The sequence below is a fragment of the Bacillus salipaludis genome (assembly GCF_030938565.1).
Taxonomy (GTDB): domain Bacteria; phylum Bacillota; class Bacilli; order Bacillales; family Cytobacillaceae; genus Neobacillus; species Neobacillus salipaludis_A.
In genome coordinates this window covers 3,273,603-3,299,853 of sequence record NZ_JAVGVR010000001.1, presented here as the reverse complement: position 1 = coordinate 3,299,853, position 26,251 = coordinate 3,273,603, and the positions used below count along the sequence as shown (strand labels likewise).

The following is a 26,251-nucleotide window of genomic DNA, read 5'->3' as shown; positions in this document are numbered from 1 at the left end:
TCTCTCTCCTTTCATGGAGCATTTGTACAATATAAATTCCTATGAGCACCAATATTTAAAACATAAGAAAAAACCTCTTTTAAAACAAAAGGGTTGTCTTTAAGTGACCCCACATTAATTCAAAAGTTGTATGACCGCACCAGTTGATAAAATTTTTAAATAAAATTAACATTTTTTTACATATCTAATAAAAATGGAATTAAAAGGAAAAATTTATACTTTCTAATGATGTTAGAAATTAAGAGGATATGAATAATTATGATTTGAGTGGTTAAGATATTTTCACAATGACCGCGTGAAAGTTAAACTTTGAAATAAATTACTTATCCTACCTTGTTGCTTAATAAATCTATTGCCTGATTTTCAGTGATACCTCTAATTAAACCAAGTTCACTAATAAACATCTTTCGTGCACTTTCCAGCATCTGCTTTTCACTTGAATTAAGTGATTTATTTTTGTTTATCCGCATTAAATCCCGTACAACTTCAGCTCCTTCTTGGATATTACCTGTTCTAAGTTTTGCCGTATTAATCTTGTATCTTTCTTTCATTGAAAGGGTTGTATCGGTTAGACCATGATGGAAAATGTTCAATACGTTTTCAAGAGTAGTCATATCGGTAACTAAGCGAATCCGTGATTTGTGTACTTTTGCAATAGGAATCATAACTTGCATTTTATTCATTAGCATATTTATTATAAAATACTGAAGTTTCTCACCTTGAATTTCCTTTATTTCTATTGCTTCAATAACTCCTGCTCCCTGCATAGGATAAACAATATAATCACCAACTTGAAACAACTAACCACCTCCAAATATAAAACATCTTAAGTATACCACATAAAACCTAAATAACAAATTTATTATATTATCATTTGTTATTAGTTAATGTCAACAAAATTATTTCCTGAGTCGTGTGTAAAAAACAATGGGATCGCCGCCCATTGTTTTTTTATAGTGAGAAAATAGGTAAATTGTTAAACTGCATCCTTAGCACAATAAAAAAAGGCTACCTTTAGTGATAGCCTTTGCTTAAAGGAAAGCCAAGGTTAATTGAAGGTGGAATAATTATTTCTCAGCAAATGCTTTCCAATTTATATACCTTGCTTCTTCAATAGTTGGTTTTCTACCATTCTTTATAAAACTTTCTTCTATTGCTCGAACTTCAAAAAATTCTTTTGACTATCTCACAAGGATAAATCGTTTGCACCGCCCCAATAGTCAAAATCTTTTGCTTGAACATAATCATCCTTCCAAAAACAAACTTTACATATACTGTCGGTCCCATGAGGTTTCTATTCTAAAGTCTTATAACCACAACAAGGGAAGGGAAACTCTTCCATTTATTTTCACCTTTTTAATGTAAATATTTCTTTAATTTTATCATAGCTTTTTAAACTAACTTGCTACCTTTAGTTCAAGAAGAAAAAAGGATCGACTCAGCGGTCAACCATCTGAAGTGAACCCATTACTCTAAATTGAGATGGGCATACAAACAGTTAAAGTCTCTTTAAACTCATTCTTTTATCAATTTTCATTATAATATTTTCGTAAATTTCTGCTTGTTCACCTGTACATCGATCATTTTTACTTTCTGTATTAAGTAGCCTTCTTAATAGTTCCATTTCTCTATCGGTTAAATTAATTTGCATTTGTTTTTCCTCCCTTAATGTGATTATCACCACAACCAATAATATGATGGAGTAGAAAAATATAGTACGTGCAAACTTTTTACTTTTAAACCATAAAGAATAGCCCTTCTCACTCGAGAGGGGCTTATTGCAAAAAGGGAGCAGACTTTTCTCTTAACAGGTTACCCTTTTGAGTCCCTTAACGAATTATCCGAAGGTAATTTTATTCGAAGCAGCAAGCGTTCAAAATCTGTTTATCTAACATATTTTCCTTCTTCAGCTAACCTGCCCTATTTGTTTTTCCATTGCTTTTTTTCTGCCCCAACCAGCTAGTTTAATGGTTTCTTGAATAGTATCCATTAACTCCACCCCCGTGTATTGTATTTATCTAATTTGATTATAAATTGCAGTCCCTCATTTTACCAGTTATTTAAGACAAATGTCCCATTAGTTCAATCAAAAAAGAGTCGCATTAACGACCCTTAACACGCTCAGTTTCCTCTCGCTAACATCGGTTGCACATCATGCAACTTTACTTTAAAGAAAAACTTATAGACATTAGATCCCACAACTGAATATGTAACATAATCAGCCTTCAAAAGTCTCATTCGACTATCCATAAGAAAAGTATCTGTAACACTTTCTTCTTCAAACTGTTCGATTATGCTATTGATTATGTTGGTGTTCTCATAATCAACTTCTCGTAAAATCTCTTGGGTGTCAGCATTGATAAATTGCATTTTGAACAAATTAAAGCACCTCCCAAATTATGATACGGATTAAGCATATCTTATTTGGAAAGTGTTTTTTGGAATAGTTATGAAATATGGGTGACAGATTCCACTTCTATTTTATTTCTAAGGAACATAATTGACTAAAGAGTGGCATGGAGTTTTCATCCAAGCCATATTTACTTTTTATTTTTCGCTTTGTTTCATTAAAGCACCCCTTAGCTGAATAAGGAAAAATTCCGTTTATACAACTATCCATGCTCTGTCCCTACCGCTGATTTTCACCTCTTTCCCCTGTATATCCAGGATTTTCAGACTGTATATGCCTAATGGCTCTCAAGTCAGTATCCTGGGCATAATACAGGTTATATACATTTGAGAGGGGGATAGTATGAGGCTAAGAAATGGAGATTTTTATACAAATGTTTTTACCAATAAGTTATATAGGTTAAATGAAGATAAAGATAGCAGCTGGTACTTGAGTTTGCTTGATGAAGAAGGTTATCATGAAACAGAAAAGATATCAGGGCGTGATATGATTATAGTACCAGCAGATTTTTTTAGTGGAAAGTAGGTAAAACATGAAACAATATAAGATGTTCCAAGGAAAAAATCGCCTTTATGTCGAATATAGTAGATGATAAAGGGGATTATCCAATGAATAAAGTTGAGTTATTAAAAAAATTACTAAATAGTAGTCGAGGTAATTTGTTTTCAATAGAGATTCCTACTACAAAAGAAAATGAAAAAAAGATTCAAGAATTGGTTAGAGTATTAGAAACAGAAAAAAGAATTAAATTAAGAGAATATGTACAGAGAGAATACTCAGTTTACTTACATGGAATAATTAAGTATGCATCCGAATAATCGGATGCTTTTTTAATGGAGTGATTCACCATAGGATTCTTCAAGTTATACAGTAAGCCAAGATGTGCATAGAATTTTTATGAGATTTAAAAATTGTGAACCTTCATAACCCATAGAGCCAATGGAATCCCTTGGACATCTATTTTCTTAAATTAACCCGCTTCTTTAGTCGAATAAGAGAAAGTAGGGAAACCTCTCTCGAGGCTTCCCCCTTATCAAACCGTACGTGCCCTATTAAGGCATACGGCTTACCAAATGTTACAATGTTTATCAAGAGGATGCATTCCAGGCATTTTGCATCTTTTGTAAGCGATGAGGGGTAAAATATTCCTCACCTTTTTCTTTTGCTCTTTTGACTTTGTATTGGAATCTTCTTTTTGCAGATTTACTCATATCGCTTAGGTATTGTTCTATAGTGTATCCGTAGGCTTTATTTAGATAAAGCCAATAGGATGGGATTAGTTTAATCTTTAAAAAGAATTCGTTATTCCAAAGGGTATTCATTCTCATACCTTTTCTTTGGGTTGGGTGCTTATGGATTAACGCAACACGCAGTCTTTTTCTTATATATCCATCAATTCGCTCAAGAATTTTCCTTATCCATCGAGTTCTACAGTGACTCTTTTGTCCGTATTCTTCGTTTGCTTTTACCGCTTTGATAATAGTCACATAGTAATTTACCTTACCTCTAATAATAGGATTTACCCGATTTATCCATTCTTCTTTGCTAAGAGTTAGGGATTTCCTAGTCTTTTCCTTGATTTTCAATCGAAAATCCCTGATGGATTCTTCCTTTGGTGTAACATTAAAGAAGGGTTTATTATCTTTCCTTCTCTTTGTCCAATGATGGAATGTGAACCCTAAAAAGTCAAAGTCGTCCTTATCAAAGTTGACAACTCTGGTCTTCTCTTTAGAGATTTCCAGTCCCAACTCAGCTAACTTATTCTTAGTTAAGGTAGCCGCCTTCTTGATTTCTTCGTTTGATTTAGCAAATAACAAGAAATCATCTGCATATCTGACAAATCGAATACCATTCAAGTCCCACTCCCAGTCAAGTTCATTAAGGTATACATTTGCAAGTAGTGGTGAGATGACGCCGCCTTGAGGTGTGCCATAGTCAGAATGGATAAGTTTCCCCTCTTCCATGTGCCCAGCCTTTAACCATTGTTCAACCAAACTCAGGACCGTACGGTCTGACACATATTTCTTTAAAACCCCAATCAGTTTATTATGGGGTATATTGTCAAAGAAACCTTTTATATCACAATCGTAAATATGGTTATATCCTTGTTCAATATTCCAGAGGATTATTTGCAGGGCTCTTTGTACCCCTCGATTCGGTCTGTATCCAACCGACCAGTTATGAAACAACAAATCTTCAAATTTTGGCTGTAGTACATTTACAATACTTTGTTGAACTATGCGGTCCCCGATAGTTGGAATACCTAAAGGACGTTTCTTTCCATTCTTCTTTGGTATGTATACTCTTCTGACTGGTTGAGCTTGGTAAGTCTTTGCTCTCAATTTGTTTAGAAGTTCCATGATGTTTTCTTGTAATTTGGCATCATAACTTTCAATTGTTTCTCCGTCGATTCCTCCTGCCCCTTTGTTTGCTTTAACTTGTTCGAAGCTTTGGGTTAATTTTCGGTCAAACAATATCTGCCCATATACACTGTGTAATTTAAACTTCCACTCTTGATTCATTGCGTATTCCACGCCTTTCCTTGATGTACATTCAAACGGTTTTACCGCAGTAACATGATTGTTTACATTACACCTAGTTAATGGCTTGGAGCCATAGGTCGTTCCTCTTCCGTTCACTCGATGTTATGGTCATCGAATTACTTCCGTACTATGAGAACGTCTGACTTCTCCACCCGTTCCTCGTCATTTCGGATTACCCTTATAGACTAGAACCCTGCCTGTTTGGTAAGGTGGAGACCTCACGGGGTTATCGCATTTCCCTTCTAGACATACCCTGCACCACCACGTTATAAGTCACATTTTCTCGCTCTGACTTCTAAAGAAAATGCCCCTTTAGCGGGCTTCCTCACTTTTCGAAGAGTCGCCAACTTATCCCGCCGCCGTGCTTCACACTTATTGCATTAGGGTCTATCTAGTTGCCTACGGGTCTCTCGACTTACCGCATCTCCTTCAGACAATACCTCACGGTATTGCCCTAGATTAAGCTTCCCGAGCTAGGTCAGTCTCCTCGGAGATGGACTTTCACCATCTGGGATTCAGTATCATCATCATCAACCAGTCGTTTCACCGAGATGACGTCTCTGTCAGATAATGAAAAGAAGAGTGTCGACAGATCAACACTCCATGCGACTGCCCGTCGCACAAAAAGGATCGCCGCAGCAATCCCCGTTGTTTAACTCTTGCACCCGTTACTTTAAGTACAATTCTTCACAATCTAATTTCTCCTTAGAACTATTAAAAGCAATACAGAAAACTCTCATCTCACATTAAAACTAAGAAAATCATATCACTTCTGAATTCGGGAAATAATACTTAGGAGGTGAAAATATGGATACGGAAAAATTAAAATTGACATCTTCTGAAATTGGTTCTTTATGGGGTGAGTATGTAAACGGAACAGCGGTAGATGTAATAAATAGGTATATGTACTCAATTATTGAAGATGAAGCAATAAAATCCGTTTTTAATGATGCTCTCAAGACATTCAATAAACAAAAGAGTGAGATTATCACTTTTTTTGAAAATGAGGGGTTTCCTGTTCCAATTGGATTTAATGAAACCGACCTTTATTTAGGAAAACAGAGATTGTTTTCAGATGCATTCTGCCTGAATTATTTACACATAATGACCTTACATGGATTATTAGGGCATATCACTGCATTTAGCATTTCTGTCAGAAAAGACCTAAGGGATTTTTACGACTCATGTGATAACGATGCGAAAAAGATGTATCACCAAACGATTGAGTTATTGCTTGATAAAGGACTTTTTCAGAGAGACCCATTATTTTATGCAAATGAACACCCTCAATATATTACAAGCAATGATTTCAAAGACGGTCTTTTTGGTAGGGGTAGGACTCTTGCTGCTACAGAAATCATTACTATTTCTTTTAACCTGAAAAAAAGTATTATGGCTAAAACCCTTTCTATTGCATTCAGCCAGGTGGCGGAATCCAAAGAAGTTAGAAAATTTTTAACTGAATCTGAGAAAACTGCTGATGGACAAATAAAAGCATTAACAAAAATACTCCAAGCTGATAACTTACCAGTTCCAAAATCATTGGAAACTGAAGTCACAATTTCAACTGACTCTCCATTTTCTGATAAGTTGTTAATGTATCACATGGGATTTTTGTTTCAAACAGCACAAACCTATCATGGGACAGGTCTGGCAGCAGCAATGCGAACAGACCTCGTTGCCACTTATGAGGCCACTATTTTACAAAATCTTATGGTTACAAAAAACTGGTTTAATATTATGGTGAAAAATAACTGGTTAGAACAACCTCCACTTGCACCTAATAGAACAGAAATTGCAAAACAAAAATAACAAAAAATTCCCTTCCAAATTAAAATGTACCCTTTGTAAAGGACATTTTGAAAAAAGGGATTAAGCAACCTGAAGAAGATGATTTCTGTATTGTACAGGGGTCATCTTTTTTAGGTTCCATTGATATCTGGTATGGTTATAGTGGCGGATATACTTGTCTATTTCACATTGAAGCTCCTCGAACGTCTTACACGCTTTTATGTTTACCTCGTCTTTCAGATGACCAAAGAATGATTCGATTGGGGCGTTATCCCAACAGTTCCCTCTCCTAGACATAGACTGACGTAACCTTAGTTTCCGAACGAGTTTTTGGAAATCGGGATGGGTATAATGTGTCCCTTGATCAGAGTGGATAAGAGCATTTTCAGCCTTCTTAAAGTTTCGATTCTTCTTTAATTTGAGTAAGGTGTTAGTGGCCAAATCCATGGTGATGCGATTAGAAAGATAGTGCGCCAATACTTCCCCGGTAGACCCGTCTTTAACCACAGACAGGTACGCTCTTTGTCCACTATGGTAGTTTAGGTATGTGATGTCCGTGAGCAGTACTTTACCTGGTGCATCTTGTTTGAATTGACGGTTTAATAGGTTAGGAACCACTCTGTGTTCCTGAGTGGCTTTCATCATTCTTCGGTATGGATTTGCTTTCCTGATTGGGCAGACAATATCATATTTTTTCATGATTCTACGGATCTTCTTCAAATTGAAGACACACTGAAATTGGCCCGCCAATGTCATTTTAATTTGACGTGCCCCTTTCATTTTACCTTTAAAGTGAAAGGCCTTTAATATCAACGCTTTTGATTCTTCATCCTTTGCATCTTGCCGTTTTCTCTGTTCTACGGACTTCTGAGAGAAATAATTATAATACCCGCTTCGTGAAACATTAGCTGCCTCACAAAGGAAACTCACCATGTGCTTCAAGTTGTATTTCTCAATGACGTACCGAATGAGGATATATTTTTGACTAGCAGGGAGTTTTACTTCACCAGCCCCCTTTCTAGCATGCGGATCTTTTTTAGGAGTTCATTCTCTGCCTTTAAGAGATTCATTTGAGCTTCTAACCTGGCATATTTCTCCTCAAGGGATAACTCCGTTACACGTGGTCTACCAGAACTTTCTTTCCTAGTGTCATTAAGTCCCAATACCCCAGCCTTCTTAAAGGCATTCCTCCAACGTTCTGAAGCTGATTTAATTCTTTGTATCCCGATAATATCAACGTCAAACCCTGCTTCTTCAAATATTTGTCTCGAGAATTTCCCCTTATTGAACTCTGAGATAAAGTGTTGCTTAAACTCATCAGAGTATGTAATTCCTTTTGAACTAACAGATTGTATATATGGATTCTTAGATAGTATAGCGATTTCTTTCTCTGTAAAAGTCTTTTTACTCATGATTTCTCCGTCTCCAGTATGTCTCTAGTTGTGTTATTAAATTATATAAAAAAAGTACCCTATAGAAAGCACTTTTTTTAAGTGTCTACTCTATAGGGTACATTTTAAAATCGGTCGGGCATTTTATTTTTAGAAAATCCTTATTCCACTAAACTGCTCAGTTAGCACAAAAAGAAAAGCTGTCAAAATGACCGCTCAGATCTTAAACTCTTGCACCCGTTTGTTTAAGTACAATCCTTCACAAACTAACTCTGAAATATAAAAAGAGGTGCCACAGCTACCTCCATTGTTAATTTCTAATTTACTTATGTGTCATCTAATCAAATTTCCGCTACTTTTCTGTCTTCTTCCAGCCAAAATTCAATCGTTGCACCAAGTTTATGGTCAACGTATACGACAATATCCACACCTTGTTCTGTCCTTATATGGTACGAAACAAGATGTTTTCCCTTCGTAGGGTTCAAGTTACTATTAATGAGAGTCATTTTTTTAGCAATAAAGATATACAAGAAGTCTTTTGGAAAAACACGTTTTATTATAGTTAACCCTGATTCCACAATTGCTTTTTCCATATCTGATGATGATATTCTTTTATGAAGTGGTGGGCCTAACGAGCTCTCCTTTTTTTCCCATTCGAAGCATAAAAGATATCCCCCTGGCTTTAATACACGTCGGATTTTATTTAACACCCTAGAAACAGGATTGACATAATGTAAAACAAGGGAAGCAATGACTCCATCGATTGTATCAAAAGACAATGGAATATCCTCAATAGAACCTTCAATTAATTGAATATTTACACTCCCTTGTAGATCTATACGCGATTGCAGTTCAGCTAACATTTCTGGTTCTAAATCAAGTGCGTACACTGTTCCTTTAGTCATTTTTGCTGCAGGGATAGAGAAATATCCAGTTCCAGCACCTAAATCTAAAAGGATGTCCTTTTCTTTAATTGGGAGTAATTGCAATAACTTTTCAGGAGGCAGAGCCTCTTTCCTTTCAGGCATGTCTAAGCTTTTCATCATTTCTTTATTGTCCATCTTATCCAGGGGAACTTCTTTTTCAATTCCGTTCCGAACAACAATAGCAGTTTTAGCTTGAAGAAGGTGGCAATCATGATTTATATTTTCATTCATTCTATCGCCTCCACACTTATATTATACTATACCCCCCTATAGTATGTGAAGGATTTCAGAAAAAAATTTTATGAGTTCTTAAATATCGTTAATTTGCCCACTTCAAATACTTATTAATTTTTTAAATGTAAAAAAGGAAAGAACAAAATCTTTACGAATTTGCCCTCCCCTTTTTCACATTAATCTTAGTTGTATTTTACCAAACTAACCATACCACCCTCAGCATGATGGAGTTCATCGCAATGGAACAGCCAAGTTCCTTCATTTTATTTAGAGAGCCGAATCTTCCATAATCGCGCTCTTTAGCTGAGTAACATTCTGAAGTTTTCAACATCCACAAGAACACAAAAGAAAAATCCGGTTTAAATTTAAACAGGATTTTAAACAAAGTTTTATTAATTATCAAACTTTGTTTTAATTCCACAATTAGACAATTAATCCACCTTAATTTGTCCCATCATTCCATTATCTTCATGTTCTAGAATATGACAATGGAACATGTAAACACCTTTTTCTGTGAACTTAACAGCAATTTTTGCCTTTTGTCCAGGTTTTAGGGAAATGGTATCTTTTAAACCAGATAAATTTTCTGGAGGCTCTTTTCCATCAATCGATATAACTTGGAATTGTGTGCCGTGAATATGGAATGGATGGTTCATGCCTCCCATTGAATCTTTCATATTTTCGATTTCCCATACTTCGGTTTCATTTTGTTTCTGTGTAAAATCGATTCGATTTGGATCAAACTTTTTATTATTAATTGTCACATCTTTTCCCATGCCAGCCAATTTGATTGTTTTTGTGACCTTTTTATTCTTTACTTCGGTAGAAATTTCGAGGTTATTTAATGCCATTGCAGTTTCTGTTGTTTTGGAATTATTTGTTGATTCTTTTAAATGAATTGGCAAAATCGTTGTATTGTCTTCATTTATAAGTGTAACAACATCTCCTTTAACTTTTGTTAAATCGGCGATAACTTCGACTCGTTCAGAGGGGGCAACTGCAATCTCTTTTGTTGTGTTTGCCTTATTTAAGAAACCACCATCACTAGCAATTTGTTGAAATTCCATATTATTATCAAAGTGTAGCTTGTAATTTCTCATATTGGAACCATTTAAAATACGTAAGCGAACTTTTTTGCGATCTAGTGTTAGTTTTGGATCGACAACCCCATTGATCAAAAGTGTGTCTCCTGTTGTCCCATCTTCATTCATGACTTTGTCATAATCAAGTTGTTTATCATCAGTAAATATTTTATCTTGTAGAATAATTGGTAAATCATCTTTTCCATAAGTTTTTGGAATATCTAATTTTTCACTATTCTTATCATCGATATAAAGCAAGCCTGCTAAGCCTTTAAATACTTGATTTCCAGTTTCATGCATTGGGTGTGGATGAAACCAGAGTGTAGCTGCATTCTGCTTAACGATAAATTGAATTGTTTCAGATTCGCCAGGTTTCAACACTTTATGTGGACCCCCATCCACGTTACCAGGTACTTCAAGACCATGCCAATGGAAAGTAGTATCTTCTTTTAAATCATTCACTAAATGGATTGTGACCTTCATTCCCTTTTCTACTCGAATCACTGGTCCTAAAAAATCTCCATTATAGCCATATGTTTTTGTTTTAATTCCGTCAAATATTTCAGATATGCCTTGTTGAGCTCGAATAGTATAGGAAATGGATTTGTTATCCTCTCGATCTGGCTTTAATATTTTTGGAAAAGATAATTCATTTTTTCCAAGACTGCTTTTTAATTCTGTAACGGATTCATGGCTCATATCCATTGAAGAGTGATCCATTCCTTTCATATCGTTACTAGTTCCTTGGCTGCAGGCCCCTAGTAAGCCCAAACTTACAATAATACTTGCTAATGCTATTTTCCTCATATTTTCAACCCATCCTTTCACTTTAAGCATACAGGACAGTTGTGCAGAAATTATGGAGAGACCGGCATTTTTCTCCTATAAATGAAATGATATCTGGCGTAATATTGACACGTGGAGTCACGTCTAAAAGTTGTAAGTTTTGTACACTACGAAAATAACAGTTTTTTTAAATGTCCTTTATAAGTTCTGAGAGTTTAAATTTTATCAGTGCCTCTTCAACTATCCTGCCCCTTTAGTCATAATGAACGAAACGGCTCCCATCGCTTAACGTAGGTTGCACTTGGTCATAATGTTACTACCCAAAAATAAACCAAGTGTAGAGCTACACACGAAAAGGAGCCGTTTAATATGAAGGATGTACAAAAATTTGTTGGTTTAGACGTATCTAAAGATACAATTGCTGTTGCTATTGCTGATCCAGGTCGTGGTGAACCAAGATTTCATGGAACTATCCAAAATAAGCCAGAAGACATTCGCAAACTAATGAAAAAGTTAGGAAATCCTGACAACCTATTAGTATGTTATGAAGCTGGTTCTACTGGATATGGAATTTATCGTTTACTTCTTTCAATGGAAATTGAATGTTTGGTTGTGGCACCCTCTCTTATCCCAAAGCGATCTGGCGATCGCGTGAAAACAGATAAAAGAGATTCTATTAGATTAGCTCAGTTACTACGTGCGGGAGAGCTTACTTCTGTATGGGTTCCAGATGAAGATCATGAAGCATTGAGAGACTTAATTCGTGCTCGTCATGATGCTCGTGAAGATTTACAAAGTTCTCGTCAGAGACTTATTCACTTCTTACTTCGCCATGATATACGTCCTCCGCAAGGAGTTCGAAATTGGTCTGTAAAACATCGTGAATGGTTAAAACGCTTAACATTTAAAAGAGCTGCACAACGTATTGTTTTTCAAGAGTATCTTCATACAATCAATGAAGTAGAAGATCGTATGAAACGAATTGAAGATCAAATCCATGAAGAAGCACTTCAAAGTGAACACGCCCCCGTTATTCAAGCACTCCAAACATTAAGAGGAGTTGCGGAAGTAACTGCCGTTACCTTGGTAGCTGAAATTGGACAGTTTTCTCGTTTTTCTAACCCAAGACAATTGATGTCCTATGCTGGACTTGTTCCTAAAGAATACTCTAGTGGATCAAGTCGTTGGCAAGGTTCGATTACGAAAACAGGAAACTCACAAATTCGACGTTCCATAGTAGAAGTTTGTTGGTCTTATCGTCATCGCCCATCTGTTAAAGGTGAATTGCTAAAACGTCAAGAAGGTCAAGATCCAGAGGCAAAACGTATAGCTTGGAAAGCTCAACACCGTCTTCATATGAAATATCATCGAATCTCTGCTAAAGGAAAAGGTGGAAAAGTAGCTGTTGTTGCCGTTGCTAGAGAATTACTTGGCTTTATCTGGGCTATCGCTTGTTGTATTGAAGATAAACAAGTAAGTAGATTGAATATTGCTTAAGTAGATTGAAAGTAATAAATTAATGGAGTTTTCTTATGAAGTAATAACTTTTTGGTTGGAAATTGAAGATTTGGCTCGAAGGCAAATTCCCGTGAAGGAGAACCCTCATGTTGAACTATGCACTAGGTCTAGAACTGAACGTGCGCCTTTAGTCCGAGGCAGCTCCGTGACGGATGGAGTGAAATGTGGTACCCAACCCACGCATATCAGTTTGTATATCACCGTCAGAGTTTTTGCCTTCGTGCCAAGTTTTTAAGGTTATCCTGTTCAACTTTCTGTATTGTATCCCTTTCAGATTTAGCTTATCAAGGGAAAGTGCGCCCTTGACAAGCTAGATCCGAAAGGATATTTGGTCTATAAGTTGAACAAGGAATAACTCTATTCATACTGAATAAAACGCTAAATAAAAACATTTGGGTGTGGTGGGTTGACAGTTTCGTTCATATCAGTTCAACAAGAAAGAGCTGCCACGATGACAGCTCTTGTCTTAAACTTAAGCACCCGTTAGTGAAAAGTAGCGAGTTATATACTTATTTTCATTTTACCTTAGTAAAAAAGAAACCTGTCCTATTTTCTTGTGGAATGCTTTGCAAAAACAGCAGTATTATTTATAAAAAACAAGACACAGAAAATTACATAGAGTTTTTTCTTCAATAAGAAACACCTACCTTTAAATTTGGTAGGTATTTTGCCCAGATGCTTCTTCAACAAACCTGCCCCGTTACTTTAAGTACCTTCCTTCAATTTCTTTAGCACCACTCTGAACGCTTTGACTTAAGAAAGTGTAAATACTCCTTTCCGGCAGCTGTTATCTTCGTGCCAGCCCGTCCTCTACCTTTGACGACAAATCCCTCGCTTTCTAAAATATCTAATCGGCGACGGATCTGATGAGGGGACAAGGTAAAGTCCGATTCTTGGCTTTGGTATGAAATCAATTCTCTGCTTGCCGCTTTTCCTTTTTCGTTGCATTGCTTGATTACTTCCAATATAAAAGCGCGCTCCTGCATTTCCAGCATACTTTCACATGCGGAATATTCGTGCGTCACGCTGTCTCCAGCCTGTGTCAGCATGGACGGAAGGTCTCTTTTCGTCACGACATTTCCCTCACAAACCGTCAGCATGTAATCAATGGTGCTTTTTAGTTCCCGTATATTTCCAGGCCATTCATATTGCATGAAAAACTCTAAGACGTTTTGCTCAACTTTTACCCACTTCCCGCTCTTTGTAATGAAATGTTTCATCAAAAGTGGAACATCCGATCTTCTCTCCATGAGTGGCGGAATATAGAGATTAAGTACATTCAGCCGGTAAAACAAGTCTGATCTGAAGGTACCGTCCCGCATCTTTCCTTGAAGATCTTTATTTGTTGCGGTAATCACTCGAACATTAATAGGTATGATTCTTCCACCGCCGATTCTGCGAATTTCTCCCTCCTGCAGAACACGCAGTAGATGGGATTGAACAGTGAGACTGATGTCGCCGATTTCATCCAAAAAGATCGTTCCGTTATCCGCCAATTCAAACAGACCTTTCTTTCCTCCTCTTTGTGCCCCTGTAAATGTCCCTTCTTCATAGCCGAACAATTCGCTCTCAAGCAGGCTTTCTGTTAAGGCGCTGCAGTTTACAGCCAGAAACGGCCCGTCTTTTCGCAATGAGTGCTCATGAATCGCATGCGCAAACAATTCTTTTCCAGTTCCGGTCTCACCCTGAATCAAAATCGGATGCTCCGACAAGGCAAGCTTCTTGGCGATTCGCTTGCGCTCTTTCATTCCATCATGTTCGCCAATAATATCATGAAATCCGTATTTCGTATGAAATCCTTTATTACGCAGTTCCCTTTGCGCTGTCTTTTCAATTTCGAAGGCTTGATGAACACTTTTGAAGGTCGCGACAATGGTATTTTCTTTCGTCATTTGCAATCGAAAAATTACGACATCCACGCCGTCTATGTTGAAGAATTTGCTATCATCCTTGCTTTTCATGATGAAATCGATAATATCACGGCGATTCATTACCTGTTCTATATTCTTATCAACCGCATCTTGCGCAACAACATGAAACAATGCCGCTAGACTATGATTGAATACTGTGATCTTTCCCTCCTGGTTCACGACCAATAGTCCATCATCGACCGTTCCCAACACATTTTGGATATGCTCACTCATCTGGTTGGCATCCCACTCTGCAACTAACAGCTTACGTTGTAAATCAATGATATTGCTAATATACCTTTCTGAAATCTTCGAAGTTATATCTTTGTCCAAACCGCAGCATTCCACAACATTCAAAATGGTTGTGATATCAAAAAGACGCACGCCTATATCGATTACTTCTTTTATATAAGAGGGGCACAGATGCGTTTCTCCCGGTGAAACAGCAATTTGAACATCCTTATAAAACAATGTGCCCTTTTGAAAAGGGATAAATTGAATATGGTCGATACCAAGCTGATATAAGGATTCAATAAGACTGTTCGTTGCATCATGATCATCATTTACGAGCAGGACAGGAGAGCCTTCAGGTATTCTTAAAAGTTTGTCAATGTATTCATGATGAACGGTTCTTTTGCCCACAATTATGTTCTCGGCATTCACGCTATACCTACCGTTTGTTCGATTATAAGCAGCATCTGATGAACACAAGATAATGGTATCTTCCAGAGACCGCGGTAACCCTTCATCTGCAGCATGACTTTTTATGTGAACATAGTCTCCAAGCAGTTGTTCCAGCTGTTCATGCAAGGCTTGCTTTGTTTTTACACTTCCCGCAATAAGTGTAAGTGTGGATTTTGTCATAAGATCCCTTCCTGTCTTTGAATTGGCTCTATTATATCACCAAAAAAGGCCAATATAACCATAAAAATGATTCCAATTATATAAATCCTCTTTAGAATCAATCTCCCCATTTTGGCACAGATTTTGCATCTATAAATGCACGAAGTGCCAGAGGATTTGAAAGGTAGGTGGAAATACAGGATGAAAGGTAAAAAAAGATAGGCAATCAGAGAAAACGAATTGTAAGCGTTTTTGTAGGATTCTTTTATTTTACTTACAAAGGAGATTTGTGTATGGGACAACCACAAGAAAAGGCTGTTTCGCTCGAAACAGCGGGGAAAAGAGAGAGAAAAATCAATATTTTTGTATTGCTATTCATCATTCTTGCTATTGCAACTCTATTAACCTATGTTTTGCCTGCAGGGGAATATGTCCGGATTGAAGCGAATGGACGGACAACGGTAGACCCCCACTCTTTTAAGTGGTTAAAATCGGCACCAGTAGGTTTGTTCGATATGATAAAAGCTGTTCCTACAGGAATGGTAGAGGCGGGCAATATTATCTTTTTCTTGTTAATTATCGGAGGATTCTTCGGTGTATTAAGAGCAACAGGTACGGTTGACGTACTTATTGCAACTTTGGCTCGGAAGTTAGCAAAGCGTGAAAAATTATTAATCCCTGTCGTGATGCTGGTTTTCGCTGCGGGAGGCTCCTTAATGGGGATGGCGGAAGAAACACTGGCTTATGTTCCTCTTGTCATTCCGCTAGCGCTGGCTTTGGGATTTGATGCAATTACCGGAACTGCCATTGTCATAATCGGGGCATTGTCAGGGTTTACGACTGCCATCATGAATCCCTTCACAGTAGGGATCGCGCAAGGCATCGCAGAATTGCCGATGTTTTCAGGCATAGGATACCGCCTCATTTTATTTGTTATTGTTTACCTTGTTTCGGTTCTTTTTATCTATCGTTACGCAATGAAGGTAAAGAAAAACCCTTCTATAGGCGTCTACGGAAAATATACAAAGGAAGAAGCGAGCCATCTACTGCAATCCAATGAGAAGTTAACAGCGAGGCATAAGTGTATCTTAGGGGCTTTTTTACTTAACTATATCGTTTTGGCTTTCGGTGTGATCAAGTTCCAATGGTACATTACAGAAATTGCAGCATTATTCATTATATTGACCATCGTAGTTGGAATCATCGGAAACATGTCAGCAGATCATATTGTGAACTCCTTTACCAAAGGTTCTGCTTCCTTAATCGGTGGAGCCTTGATCATCGGCGTTTCACGTGCAATTCTTGTTGTATTAAATGAAGGACATATCATCGACCCTCTCCTGCATCTAGTATCTGAGTCCATCAAGCATTTTCCTGGCTATTTAAGTGTAGCCGGTATGTATAGCTTCCAGACGCTTATCCATTTTGTTCTAGCGTCTGGCAGCGGTCATGCAATGCTGACAATGCCGATTATGGCGCCGCTCGCGGACCTATTGCATATTACACGCCAAACGGCAGTGTTGTCTTTTTCTTTTGCAGACGGAATCGGAAATATGATTTTTCCTACTGCCACTACCTTAATGGCAAGTTTGGCCATTGCCGGTATCTCTTGGACAAAGTGGGCAAGGTGGATTCTGCCGCTGGTACTTATTCAATATCTCATCGGATTAATAGCTGTCATCACAGCTTACTTTATCGGATATGGCCCATTCTAATAGGGGACAAGAATACATGAACAGGAGGAGAAAAGAAATGCTTACTTTAATCAAAAATGGAGAAGTATACGCACCCCATTACCTAGGACGGAAAGACCTATTGATTGCAGACGATAAAATCGCATTTATCGATGACAGAATTGCGATTCCTGACAACTTTGCTCCTATTCAAATCATTGATGCGGCAAACCACTTGGTTGTTCCGGGATTTATCGATTCACATGTTCATATTATTGGTGGAGGCGGCGAAGGCGGATTCAAAACCCGCACTCCCGAGCTTATGCTCACTGATATTACAACTGCAGGTATTACAACACTAGTTGGCTTACTTGGTACGGACGGAACAACGCGAAAAATGGAGAGTTTGCTTGCCAAGGCACGGGCGCTTGAAGAAGAGGGTGTTACCTGCTTTATTCATACAGGCTCCTATCAAGTACCAGTAAAAACACTGACGGAAAAAATCGAAGACGATATTATTTTAATCGACAAAATTATCGGTGTTGGAGAGATTGCAATTTCTGACCATAGATCATCAGAACCCACATTTGAGGAACTGGCTAAAGTCGCTGTTGCGGCACGCAATGGCGGTATTCTGTCAGGAAAAGCTGGCATATTGGAAGTGCATGTAGGGGACGGAGATGAAAAGCTTTCATTGCTGCATGAAATTGCAGATAAAACCAATATTCCGATTCGGCAGCTCCATCCGACACATATCAACCGAAATGAAGAATTATTCAAGGCGGGAATGGATTACGCAAAGCGAGGGGGATATGTTGACTTTACTACAAGTACCATTCCTCAGTTTTTAGAGGAGGGCGAAGTGAAGAGCAGCAAGGCATTGCGTAGGATGCTTGAAGAAGGGATTCCAGTTGGGCACATCACCTTCTCGTCAGACGGGCAGGCCAGTCTTCCCTTCTTTGACAGTGATGGGGCGTATGTAGGCCTTCAAGTCGGGAAAGTATCGTCGTTATATCACGAAGTACGTGATGCGGTTTTAGAGGAAGGCATCCCGCTGGAAACAGCATTGGAGGTTATCACCACAAATCCCGCACAAGCGTTAAAGCTTCCAAGCAAGGGCAGCATTCAAACTGGAAAGGATGCTGATCTCGTATTGCTGGAAAAAGAAACGCTTGACATTCACAGTGTCATTGCAAAAGGAAAACTTATGGTAGAAAACAAAGTTCTATTAGTGAAGGGAACATTTGAATAAGGGAGATAAAAAGGTCCTGGAGCAAAGATAACATTACAAAGAACAGTACTCCTGAATTCCTACTGGAATATTATTAGAAAACCAGATTTCTCTACATTGGATAAATTTATATTTAAAACAAAAAAAACAAAAAAACGATTGACACATCATTCGGTTTTTTGTTTTTCAAACATTTTATTTTTTAAAAAATCCATAAAAACAGATTTAGGTTTACCTTTTAAATAAATGAAGTCAATACTAATATTCGTTTTTACTGGAGGAGTCATTACTACTCGAAATAACTCTTCATTTTCTAGTTCTTTTTTTACACAATGCTCAGGTAAAAAGCTAATGCCTAGACCTTGCAATACTAAATTTTTAGCCGTTTCCATATGATCAACTTCTACATATATATTCGGATTTACACCATTACTTAGAAAGAGGCGATGAATTATAAGCCAATCGATAGATCCATAATCAAAAAAGATTAGAGGCTGTTTACTTACATCTTCTACTGTTACTGTTTCTTCTTTTAAAAAAGAATGATTTGAAGGGACAAAAAGACTAATAGGATCATTGTAAAGACGATTGATTCAACCTGAGGGTGAGTTACTGTTCGAATAATACCAAAGTCGACCTCTTTGTTAATGACCTTGTGTAAAATGTCTTTAGAATGTCCCGTTATAATTTTTATTCTAACGTCATTAAACTTTGATTTAAAGGCCGGCAAAATATCAGGGAGAACGTTGTTAGAAATTGACAAAGCACTCCCAAGGACTAGCTCATAAGGTACAGTTACTTGTTGTATTCCGTACTTTGCTTCCTGATAAGATTGAAGAATTTTTTGTGCATGTGGAAAGAAATATTCTCCCTTTTCAGTTAAAGAAATTTTGTTTACTTTTCGATGAAAAAGCTTTTATTACCTACTGTTGAAAGGTATAAACTCCCTTTCTCTAAATCATTCCCTTTAATAGCATATATTCCTTCCATCACTTCTTTCTGCATTTGTGTATGAGGTTCAATGACATTAATATCTTAGGCTTGAAAACTATCTTGATACAGTTTTGTATTTATTGTTCCATCAGTAGCTAACAAACCTACTCTTCTAACATTTTTTTTATGTAAAAAGCGAGCTGTTTCTAACGGCATGTGTAAAATTGGGATACTAACGGAATTTTCTATTGATTTAAAGTAAAAGTGAGCAGTATTGCAAGCAATTACAAGAAAATCCGCACCAGCATTTTCTAGTCTTTCTGCTGATTGTATTATATATGGGGCAGGATCTGTACCTTTTCCCAAAATAGCTGTTGTTCGGTCAGGTATTTGTGAATAATTGTTCACGATAATATGAATATGACCTGGTCCTTCTTTGCTGGTGTATTAAAAATAATTTTATTCATTAAATCTACAGTTGCTAATGGTCTCATTACACCAATAATCCCAACTACTTTTTGCATTTTCTTCACCACTTTATTAATAAAATTTAACATATAATTTTTTGAATACTTTACTACATTATAATTTTTATGCTACGTGATGAATTATAGAAATAATCTATACACTAATAGAAACTATATATTAAATAACCTTGCTAATGATAAAGCTTCGTTTGTACCAAGTTATTTACCAACTTCCCATAGAAACATTTCCCTTAAAATCCTCGAAACACTCCTTAAAACCCGCTAATGGTTATCCTCGATTGTGTAGCCAGCCCTCCTGAAGGTCATCCAAATTGTTCCCTTCCTCAAAATTATTACTATAACTTTGTGAAAGTCTTCACTTAAACTAACCTGCCCCGATAGTTAAGTGAAATACTTCACAAAACAATCTAGGAACAATATTCTTACTCGTACTGTGCCCTCCGCAATTTGGCCTGTTTGTTGAATATGAAATAAGTCCTTGATTTGAAAAAGCCTTTGCTTTATTTAAAAAAGATTGTTTTGACAGGTTTCTTCTATTTATAAATACCTTTGTATTAGCCCCATTTTGTCATGCACCCAAATTTCATTATTGAATAAGCTTACTACCTAAAAATTCTCAACCTTTCTTATTAAAATTTAATTGAATTCTATTCATGTATTAATCAACATTCTGAATAATCATAATAAATACAGTTATCTAAGTTATTATTAAAATAGTTTAGGAGGGAACCCATGTCTAAAGCTAATAAAAAAGGTTGGTACTTTCTTGTTGCAGTAGTAGTTGCCGTCATTATTTTTATTGGTTTTTCAAACTACATAAACCGGTCAACTCTTGATGAAAGTCTAAGGCAAGCCATGAAAGATAAAGGTACAAAAATGATTTCGTATTCCCTTTATTCGAAAACTGGATCTTTAATTGGTGCAGATCTGATTTATTTAGTAAAAGGGACAAATGGAAAACAGTATCATATAGAGGTGGACCATAATCATTTGGTCGTTTCCGCAATCCAAATAAATTAAATTGCAATGGGAGCAAAATTCTTTACAATAACAACTCAGTGTAAAACACTATATCTGTATGTTTATCGAACAAGAAAAGGGCTGCCAAAGCAGCCCCTATTCTTCAACATAAGCACCCATTACTTGAAGAAAAAATGTAACCTGTTTTTTATTGACTGGGAGCTAATAACATAACCGAAACACCCACTAAACATATGCCTGCTCCAATCCAAACCAATCATATTAATCAGGTGTTTTTTTATCTATGCCCCATCACCATAACACCGAAAGTACTATAAATACTCCTCCATTGTTCAAATGACATATACACCAATAATAAAATTTCACCTTTATCTTTTCATTTTTTATATAAGAATTAAGAGATGCATCCATCTAGTCCCAATCTTAAAGTAGTATTGGTCGAAAAAATACCCCAGTATGTAAATAGATTAAAATCTAATTAGATTTTGATCATTTCGTTGACTCATAAATATAAGTTTGGCTAAAATTAAATCATTCTAAATGATAGAGATTATCATTATCGTTTGTATTTGGGAGTTGATCAAAGTGTTAAGAAAAATCTTTAATCTCAAGACCTTTCTTATAACTGTTGCGTTAGCAGTGTTGATTGGTGTTATTATATGGCAAGGAGTAAATTATCATGGTAATCCGGATCCTACAGCAAAAAACATAACACCAGGTGCAGCCATTATTAATACTGCTATCCTTGTTTTTCGAGAAGGGTTAGAAGCTATATTAGTGTTAGCTGCTATAATTTCTGGACTAGTACGTAAAAAGGAAGACTCTGTATGGAAACCTATCTCAATAGGTGCTGGTGTTTCATTCTTAGCTACCATAGCCACTTGGTTCATTGTTGTAGCTATCATCTCAGCAGTGAACGCATCTGAATTAAATATTCAAGCTTTTACTGGTATTTTAGCAGTGGTTGTTTTACTTATTATTATGAACTGGTTTTTCCACCAAATTTATTGGACTGGATGGATAAAACTCCATAATCAAAAGAAACAAAAAATCACTTCAAATAAAGGGGAAATAGTTCAAGCATCTACGTTTTGGTCCCTTTTCATTCTAGGTCTAACATCTGTTTATAGAGAAGGATTTGAAGTGGTTCTATTCCTACAGAATTTGAGATTAAAAGCAGGATCGGAAATTGTTCTTCAAGGAGCTTTAATTGGTTTAGCATTAACGATGATCGTTGGCGTTCTCACATTTTTAGCTCAACGTCGTTTACCTCATAAAAAAATGTTAGTGTTTACCGGTGCTCTTTTAGTAGTAGTCTTAGCAGTAATGGTGGGTGAAACTATTCAAGAGATGCAATTAGCAGGTTGGATGAGTACAACCACAATTAGTAATCTTTATATACCTAATTGGGCTCAAGTTTGGTTCTGTATTTTTCCAACGGTAGAAACTTTATCATTTCAAGCACTAGCAGTTATTTATGTATTAGGTTCTTATTTTGCACAACGGTATATAACAAAAAGAAAAGCAATTAAGAAAAAATTAATTGCGTCTTAAAATAAAAGCATTAGATTAAAAAATTAGAGCAACTTTCAAAAGCGTTGCTCTTTTTTTATTTCATACGAATTTGTTCTTTAAGTATTCTGCCCCGTTAGTCGAATAAGAAAAGGGACCGCCGTAGCCATCCCCCTCTTTAACATAAGCACCCTATAGTTTAAGTATTTACTCTGGAAACTCTTGGTTTAATGCTTCCAAGAATATGTTGGCTATTCCATTAGGGTTTCCATTTTGCGTTGCTTCTACTGTGTACCAAGAATATTCCAAATCGTGAATAATGATAGGTATTTCTTTGTTAAAAGTATTAATAATAACTTTATTATCATGTAATCTTTTTGATACATCAGAAACTACCTGCAATAGGTCATAAAATCCGTTTGGTCCTTTTCCAATATAATTATCATCCTCATCAAACATTAGTGTTTCGTCCTCGTAGCCAATATCATTTATGCCATTTTCCTTATACCATTGTAATAATATGTTTGTCGATTCTTCATCTCTAATAACTGCAGGAGGAGCAATGCGAAAAGCAAGGAATTTCTACTACTTATATTAACAATACCGAATTGAATTTTTAAGAATATTCTTTAGAAATCCATGTTTGCACATATGTTAAAAATATTTGCGCAGAAGTTGAAAGCATTGTTGTGTCTTTGACGGCAACCCCTAAATCTCTATATGATGGAATTTCTAATTCTTTATATACTACCTTGCGAGAAGTATTCTTTAATACTAACTCAGGCAAAATACTAATTCCTAACCCTTTTTCAACCATAGCAATAACTGCATAATCATCTTTTTCGACAAAGTGAACATTTGGCGTTATTTGATGAATTGTAAATATCTCTGATATCTCATCATCCGCACCTTCATAAAGTTTTATGTATGGATATTCTGATAAACCTGAGATTGGAAAAAATGCATCATATGCACGAGGATGATTTTCAGGCAAAACAACTACTATAGGGTCTCTTCTTAGGAATATCGTCTTTAACTGCTTATTAGCGGGCACTCGAACAAAAGCGCAATCGAGTCTCCCATCCATAAGCCACTTTCCATTTTCTTGATACGTACCATGTAATAATTCAAATTGAATTTTTGGAAAGTCCAATCTAAAATTCTTTATCATGCCCGGAAGCCATTGTGCTGACACACTAGTAAATGTTCCAATTCTGATTAGACCTGATTCTAATCTATGTATCTCGTCTAATTTGTTATTCAGATTATGTTGACGATTCAATACTGCCTGAATATATGGTAATAGTTGCTTACCATCTGAAGTAACAGTAGCACCTGAACGATCACGGTTCAGAAGCTTCAGTCTGAATTCACTTTCCAATGCATTTAACATATGGGTGATCCCAGACTGGGTGTAACCTAGTGTCTGTGCAGCTTTTGTCAAACTCCCTAGTTCAATTGTTTTCAAAAAAGCCTCGTATTGTGAAATATTCAAATCAGTCCTCTCCTTCATGAGTAAATCTCATGATTTTCATTAGAAACATGATTTTTACTAATTTAATAATGCGAATTATAATGAAAACACAGGAAATTATCAAGAGACTAAGCGGTTTACAAAAGGATAAGGAAAAGGAAATACTACCGCTACACGCATGGCATACACGACCAGGTGAAAGTTAGATTATTTGTGTAATCCTCCAGATTTATTGCATGTTTCAACGCAGATTGTCTGGAAACAACGCGCACCACGTACCACGGCTGAACACCAATTAAAGTAAATGATGGAACCCAAAAATATAAAAATTAAATATTGTAGAAGTAAAGACGATTTTGTAGTAGTAAAAGGGTTATGAAATTACAAATTATAAACAACGAGGGAATAGAGATGAAAATACAATTAAAAGCTGATTTAATGCTACTAATGGTTACATTTTTTTGGGGTGCATCCATCTTACTTACAAAGGTTGGTCTCAAATACATAGAAGAATATAATTTAATCGCATTACGATTTATTATTGCTTTTCTTTTATCAGGTATAATATTTTACAAGCACTTAATCAAAATTGATTTTAAAACTGTAAAATATGCGTTTATATTAGCTTCTATTTTATTTATAGTTTATATTTTTGCGACTTTTGGAACAAAGTATACAAGTGTTTCTAATGCCGGTTTCTTATTGGGTCTCACAGTTATTTTTATTCCAGTATTATCATCTATATTTTTAAAGCAAAGACCTGAAAAAAAAATAGTATTAGGGATTGTTTTAACCATAGTAGGAATAGGATTATTAACGTTAAATAACGAATTAAAGATAGCTAATGGTGATATATTATGTATCTTATCTGCTTTATTTTATGCGGTTCATGTCATTGTTACAGGGACAATGACTAAGCATGTTAATTCAATTACTCTTGGGGTAGTACAACTAGGTTTTGTCGGCCTATTTAGTCTCATTTTCTCAATGTTTATGGAAACCCCAAAACTTCCTGACACTGTTGAATCATGGTTTTCAATCTTAGCCTTAAGCATATTATGTACAGCAATAGCTTTCATTGTTCAGGTTATTGCACAGCAATATACTAGCCCTACACATACGGGTCTTATTTTTTCATTAGAACCTGTTTTTTCAGCAGGTTTTGCTTTCTTTTTCACGGGTGAAACGCTCACATTTAAAGGCTACTTAGGTGCATTACTCATATTATTAAGTGTATTAATTGCTGAGCTAGATTTTAAAAGTCTATTAAAACTAAATTATAAAAATAATCTGGAATAGATATTTCGCCAAGGTAGATAAATAAACCTCTAAGACAATAAAAATCCCGTATTCGATCATTTTCAGCCGTTTTCGTGGTATCTCCTATTCGGGAAATACTGTAATATCCGCTGTGTAATTTGGCTCAAAAGATACTTTGAACAACACCAAGATGACGATGCCGCCATTTTTGTTACCGAACGGTATCCACATCGAATGAGTATTGCCCAACTGAGATATATCATCAAGTGAATTTCAAAAAGGGCAGACTTATATAAAACGATCCATCTACACCAGCTGAGGCATAGCTATGCTACTCACATGTTAAATAATGGTGCCCCTCTTGAAGTCATTCAGAGTTTATAAGGTCAATGAGAAAAGTGAGACTACGAGGATATAAACACAGTTAAGTGGGAGTTTAAGGCAAGAGCTTTATAAGAAGTATTTTTAAAAAGGGACCACAAAAAGCAATGCTGAAAAATGCATTGCTTTTTGTCAAGTCTTGCACCCTTTTGTTTAAGTGCTTTTCTTCACAATCTTTACTGTTTCATACTTTGTTTTGTCTTAAAGAAATCTCCACTCTTTTGTTCTTCATCTTCAGTTCCCCTATATAATTTTTTGTTCATTTGTTGTAGTTTTGGTATATGTTTTGAACAGTGAATATATGCTTCATCAACTTTTACCATAACCCAACGTTCAGGCTTGTTTCCTTCTTTCTCTTTAATATCATTTATTATCTCTTCAGGAATATTAAATGAGCTTAATTCGCTGTTTTCGATAATAGCAGCCTTACCATTAACATGTAATCCTATGCTATTCTCAAAAAAATCTATAAACATTAGTCCTATATGGGGATTTTCAATGATGTTACCTAAACTTGCCATAACACCATTCCCTTTATATTCGGGAAATATTATTGTTTTATCATCAATAACACGTACAAAGCCTTTTGAGCCAGCCCTAAAAGAGGAGTCACAATTTCCATTCGAATCAGCCGTTGATATGAACATCATACCTTGTTTTGATATAAACTCAGTCATCTTATTGTTAAGGTAGTTAAGCATTTGATTTTCATAAAAAGAGGAAGCTCTCTTTGTTGTTCCATATTGTTCTTGAAGTAAATGTTCTCCTCTTGACATCGACTACATCCCTTTCAATTTTTGACTATTATTTTAACACATAGAATTAGAAATGGGATTGCCGCAGCAACCCCACTGTTCAACTCAAGCACTCGTTTGTTTAAGTGT

The 26,251-nt window shown here is 36.1% G+C and carries 23 protein-coding genes and 4 pseudogenes; 10 read left to right on the top strand and 17 right to left on the bottom strand.

Going from position 1 to position 26,251, the window contains the following annotated elements:
* Window positions 1–323: 323 nt before the first annotated feature.
* The 4 genes and pseudogenes from RCG21_RS16430 to RCG21_RS16415 form a co-directional block, all read right to left on the bottom strand.
* On the bottom strand, window positions 324–800 hold the full coding sequence (locus tag RCG21_RS16430; RefSeq protein WP_308913402.1) for a CarD family transcriptional regulator: 477 nt from the start codon (window positions 798–800) through the stop codon (window positions 324–326).
* 267 nt (window positions 801–1,067) lie between these two features.
* Window positions 1,068–1,342: pseudogene (locus RCG21_RS16425) on the bottom strand (CPCC family cysteine-rich protein).
* Window positions 1,343–1,498: 156 nt separating this feature from the next.
* Entirely contained in the window at window positions 1,499–1,651 is a 153-nt protein-coding gene (locus tag RCG21_RS16420; protein WP_165976420.1) for a hypothetical protein, read from the bottom strand.
* 470 nt (window positions 1,652–2,121) lie between these two features.
* Window positions 2,122–2,379, bottom strand: a complete 258-nt coding sequence (locus tag RCG21_RS16415; protein WP_308913401.1) for a hypothetical protein — start codon at window positions 2,377–2,379, stop codon at window positions 2,122–2,124.
* Window positions 2,380–2,752: 373 nt separating this feature from the next.
* Between RCG21_RS16415 and RCG21_RS16410 the strand changes: the two genes are divergently transcribed.
* A complete protein-coding gene (locus RCG21_RS16410) occupies window positions 2,753–2,935 on the top strand; it encodes a hypothetical protein (protein WP_308913400.1) in 183 nt (60 codons plus the stop codon).
* An 83-nt stretch (window positions 2,936–3,018) separates the two neighbouring features.
* Window positions 3,019–3,228, top strand: coding sequence for a hypothetical protein (locus tag RCG21_RS16405; RefSeq protein WP_133340177.1), 210 nt, complete (start codon window positions 3,019–3,021; stop codon window positions 3,226–3,228).
* A gap of 270 nt (window positions 3,229–3,498) precedes the next feature.
* Here the strand turns inward: RCG21_RS16405 and ltrA are convergent, their stop codons facing one another.
* Entirely contained in the window at window positions 3,499–4,932 is a 1,434-nt protein-coding gene (gene ltrA, locus RCG21_RS16400) for a group II intron reverse transcriptase/maturase (protein WP_133340727.1), read from the bottom strand.
* Window positions 4,933–5,760: 828 nt separating this feature from the next.
* Between ltrA and RCG21_RS16395 the strand changes: the two genes are divergently transcribed.
* The gene (locus tag RCG21_RS16395) at window positions 5,761–6,765 is read left to right on the top strand and encodes a DUF3231 family protein (protein WP_133340649.1); all 1,005 of its coding nucleotides are present in this window, start codon (window positions 5,761–5,763) and stop codon (window positions 6,763–6,765) included.
* A gap of 60 nt (window positions 6,766–6,825) precedes the next feature.
* Here the strand turns inward: RCG21_RS16395 and RCG21_RS16390 are convergent.
* From RCG21_RS16390 to RCG21_RS16380, 4 genes and pseudogenes are all read right to left on the bottom strand, one after another.
* Window positions 6,826–8,156, bottom strand: a protein-coding gene (locus RCG21_RS16390; RefSeq protein WP_308912891.1) for an IS3 family transposase whose coding sequence is annotated in 2 segments (ribosomal slippage) — window positions 6,826–7,784 and window positions 7,784–8,156 — 1,332 coding nt in all. Because the reading frame shifts where the segments join, the coding sequence is not laid out codon by codon here.
* A gap of 320 nt (window positions 8,157–8,476) precedes the next feature.
* Window positions 8,477–9,292, bottom strand: a complete 816-nt coding sequence (locus RCG21_RS16385; RefSeq protein WP_308913399.1) for a class I SAM-dependent methyltransferase — start codon at window positions 9,290–9,292, stop codon at window positions 8,477–8,479.
* A 185-nt stretch (window positions 9,293–9,477) separates the two neighbouring features.
* Window positions 9,478–9,552: pseudogene (locus RCG21_RS33550) on the bottom strand (hypothetical protein); the annotation flags it as partial.
* 174 nt (window positions 9,553–9,726) lie between these two features.
* Window positions 9,727–11,184: a multicopper oxidase family protein gene (locus RCG21_RS16380; RefSeq protein ID WP_308913398.1), complete on the bottom strand. Its 1,458-nt coding sequence runs from the start codon at window positions 11,182–11,184 to the stop codon at window positions 9,727–9,729.
* A 348-nt stretch (window positions 11,185–11,532) separates the two neighbouring features.
* Here RCG21_RS16380 and RCG21_RS16375 point away from each other — a divergent pair, with 348 nt between their 5' ends.
* Window positions 11,533–12,660 (top strand): IS110 family RNA-guided transposase, encoded by a 1,128-nt coding sequence (locus tag RCG21_RS16375; RefSeq protein WP_133340743.1) that lies wholly within the window; start codon window positions 11,533–11,535, stop codon window positions 12,658–12,660.
* A 749-nt stretch (window positions 12,661–13,409) separates the two neighbouring features.
* Here the strand turns inward: RCG21_RS16375 and RCG21_RS16370 are convergent.
* Window positions 13,410–15,455 carry a sigma-54 interaction domain-containing protein gene (locus RCG21_RS16370; RefSeq protein WP_308913397.1) on the bottom strand — a complete coding sequence of 682 codons (2,046 nt, stop codon included), beginning with the start codon at window positions 15,453–15,455 and terminating at the stop codon, window positions 13,410–13,412.
* A 272-nt stretch (window positions 15,456–15,727) separates the two neighbouring features.
* On the opposite strand from RCG21_RS16370, the gene RCG21_RS16365 reads away from it, so the two are divergent.
* Window positions 15,728–17,149: a YfcC family protein gene (locus tag RCG21_RS16365; protein ID WP_308913396.1), complete on the top strand. Its 1,422-nt coding sequence runs from the start codon at window positions 15,728–15,730 to the stop codon at window positions 17,147–17,149.
* 37 nt (window positions 17,150–17,186) lie between these two features.
* Window positions 17,187–18,359: a beta-aspartyl-peptidase gene (iadA, locus tag RCG21_RS16360; protein WP_308913395.1), complete on the top strand. Its 1,173-nt coding sequence runs from the start codon at window positions 17,187–17,189 to the stop codon at window positions 18,357–18,359.
* A gap of 146 nt (window positions 18,360–18,505) precedes the next feature.
* On the opposite strand, the gene RCG21_RS16355 is transcribed toward iadA, so the two are convergent.
* The 3 genes from RCG21_RS16355 to RCG21_RS33545 form a co-directional block, all read right to left on the bottom strand.
* On the bottom strand, window positions 18,506–18,907 hold the full coding sequence (locus tag RCG21_RS16355) for a LysR family transcriptional regulator substrate-binding protein (protein ID WP_268884156.1): 402 nt from the start codon (window positions 18,905–18,907) through the stop codon (window positions 18,506–18,508).
* Window positions 18,871–19,068 carry a type 2 periplasmic-binding domain-containing protein gene (locus tag RCG21_RS16350; protein ID WP_308914267.1) on the bottom strand — a complete coding sequence of 66 codons (198 nt, stop codon included), beginning with the start codon at window positions 19,066–19,068 and terminating at the stop codon, window positions 18,871–18,873. Before RCG21_RS16350 ends, RCG21_RS16355 begins: the two co-directional genes overlap by 37 nt.
* Window positions 19,069–19,373: 305 nt before the next feature.
* Window positions 19,374–19,679, bottom strand: a complete 306-nt coding sequence (locus tag RCG21_RS33545) for an aspartate/glutamate racemase family protein (RefSeq protein WP_372512686.1) — start codon at window positions 19,677–19,679, stop codon at window positions 19,374–19,376.
* 812 nt (window positions 19,680–20,491) lie between these two features.
* On the opposite strand from RCG21_RS33545, the gene RCG21_RS16340 reads away from it, so the two are divergent.
* Entirely contained in the window at window positions 20,492–20,779 is a 288-nt protein-coding gene (locus RCG21_RS16340; RefSeq protein ID WP_133340353.1) for a hypothetical protein, read from the top strand.
* Window positions 20,780–20,927: 148 nt separating this feature from the next.
* On the opposite strand, the pseudogene RCG21_RS33540 reads toward RCG21_RS16340, so the two are convergent.
* Window positions 20,928–21,067: pseudogene (locus tag RCG21_RS33540) on the bottom strand (YnfA family protein); the annotation flags it as partial.
* 258 nt (window positions 21,068–21,325) lie between these two features.
* On the opposite strand from RCG21_RS33540, the gene RCG21_RS16335 reads away from it, so the two are divergent.
* Entirely contained in the window at window positions 21,326–22,294 is a 969-nt protein-coding gene (locus RCG21_RS16335) for an FTR1 family iron permease (protein ID WP_308913394.1), read from the top strand.
* A 165-nt stretch (window positions 22,295–22,459) separates the two neighbouring features.
* Here RCG21_RS16335 and RCG21_RS16330 read toward each other — a convergent pair whose 3' ends face one another.
* Window positions 22,460–22,711, bottom strand: coding sequence for a hypothetical protein (locus RCG21_RS16330; protein WP_133340349.1), 252 nt, complete (start codon window positions 22,709–22,711; stop codon window positions 22,460–22,462).
* Between the two features lie 157 nt (window positions 22,712–22,868).
* Window positions 22,869–23,747, bottom strand: a complete 879-nt coding sequence (locus tag RCG21_RS16325) for a LysR family transcriptional regulator (RefSeq protein ID WP_308913393.1) — start codon at window positions 23,745–23,747, stop codon at window positions 22,869–22,871.
* A gap of 390 nt (window positions 23,748–24,137) precedes the next feature.
* On the opposite strand from RCG21_RS16325, the gene RCG21_RS16320 reads away from it, so the two are divergent.
* Both RCG21_RS16320 and RCG21_RS16315 read left to right on the top strand, forming a co-directional pair.
* A complete protein-coding gene (locus RCG21_RS16320) occupies window positions 24,138–25,025 on the top strand; it encodes a DMT family transporter (RefSeq protein ID WP_308913392.1) in 888 nt (295 codons plus the stop codon).
* Between the two features lie 96 nt (window positions 25,026–25,121).
* Window positions 25,122–25,404 (top strand): annotated as a pseudogene (locus RCG21_RS16315) (tyrosine-type recombinase/integrase); the annotation flags it as partial.
* A gap of 139 nt (window positions 25,405–25,543) precedes the next feature.
* On the opposite strand, the gene RCG21_RS16310 reads toward RCG21_RS16315, so the two are convergent.
* On the bottom strand, window positions 25,544–26,143 hold the full coding sequence (locus tag RCG21_RS16310; RefSeq protein ID WP_308913391.1) for a pyridoxamine 5'-phosphate oxidase family protein: 600 nt from the start codon (window positions 26,141–26,143) through the stop codon (window positions 25,544–25,546).
* Window positions 26,144–26,251: the final 108 nt, after the last annotated feature.

Bases quoted from the DNA above. Each gene is read 5' to 3' on its own strand.
- RCG21_RS16420 (WP_165976420.1), bottom strand. From the start codon at position 1,651: ATGCAAATTAATTTAACCGATAGAGAAATGGAACTATTAAGAAGGCTA.
- RCG21_RS16410 (WP_308913400.1), top strand. From the start codon at position 2,753: ATGAGGCTAAGAAATGGAGATTTTTATACAAATGTTTTTACCAATAAG.
- RCG21_RS16405 (WP_133340177.1), top strand. From the start codon at position 3,019: ATGAATAAAGTTGAGTTATTAAAAAAATTACTAAATAGTAGTCGAGGT.
- ltrA (WP_133340727.1), bottom strand. From the start codon at position 4,932: ATGAATCAAGAGTGGAAGTTTAAATTACACAGTGTATATGGGCAGATA.
- RCG21_RS16395 (WP_133340649.1), top strand. From the start codon at position 5,761: ATGGATACGGAAAAATTAAAATTGACATCTTCTGAAATTGGTTCTTTA.
- RCG21_RS16385 (WP_308913399.1), bottom strand. From the start codon at position 9,292: ATGAATGAAAATATAAATCATGATTGCCACCTTCTTCAAGCTAAAACT.
- RCG21_RS16380 (WP_308913398.1), bottom strand. From the start codon at position 11,184: ATGAGGAAAATAGCATTAGCAAGTATTATTGTAAGTTTGGGCTTACTA.
- RCG21_RS16375 (WP_133340743.1), top strand. From the start codon at position 11,533: ATGAAGGATGTACAAAAATTTGTTGGTTTAGACGTATCTAAAGATACA.
- RCG21_RS16370 (WP_308913397.1), bottom strand. From the start codon at position 15,455: ATGACAAAATCCACACTTACACTTATTGCGGGAAGTGTAAAAACAAAG.
- RCG21_RS16365 (WP_308913396.1), top strand. From the start codon at position 15,728: ATGGGACAACCACAAGAAAAGGCTGTTTCGCTCGAAACAGCGGGGAAA.
- iadA (WP_308913395.1), top strand. From the start codon at position 17,187: ATGCTTACTTTAATCAAAAATGGAGAAGTATACGCACCCCATTACCTA.
- RCG21_RS16340 (WP_133340353.1), top strand. From the start codon at position 20,492: ATGTCTAAAGCTAATAAAAAAGGTTGGTACTTTCTTGTTGCAGTAGTA.
- RCG21_RS16330 (WP_133340349.1), bottom strand. From the start codon at position 22,711: ATGTTTGATGAGGATGATAATTATATTGGAAAAGGACCAAACGGATTT.
- RCG21_RS16320 (WP_308913392.1), top strand. From the start codon at position 24,138: ATGAAAATACAATTAAAAGCTGATTTAATGCTACTAATGGTTACATTT.
- RCG21_RS16310 (WP_308913391.1), bottom strand. From the start codon at position 26,143: ATGTCAAGAGGAGAACATTTACTTCAAGAACAATATGGAACAACAAAG.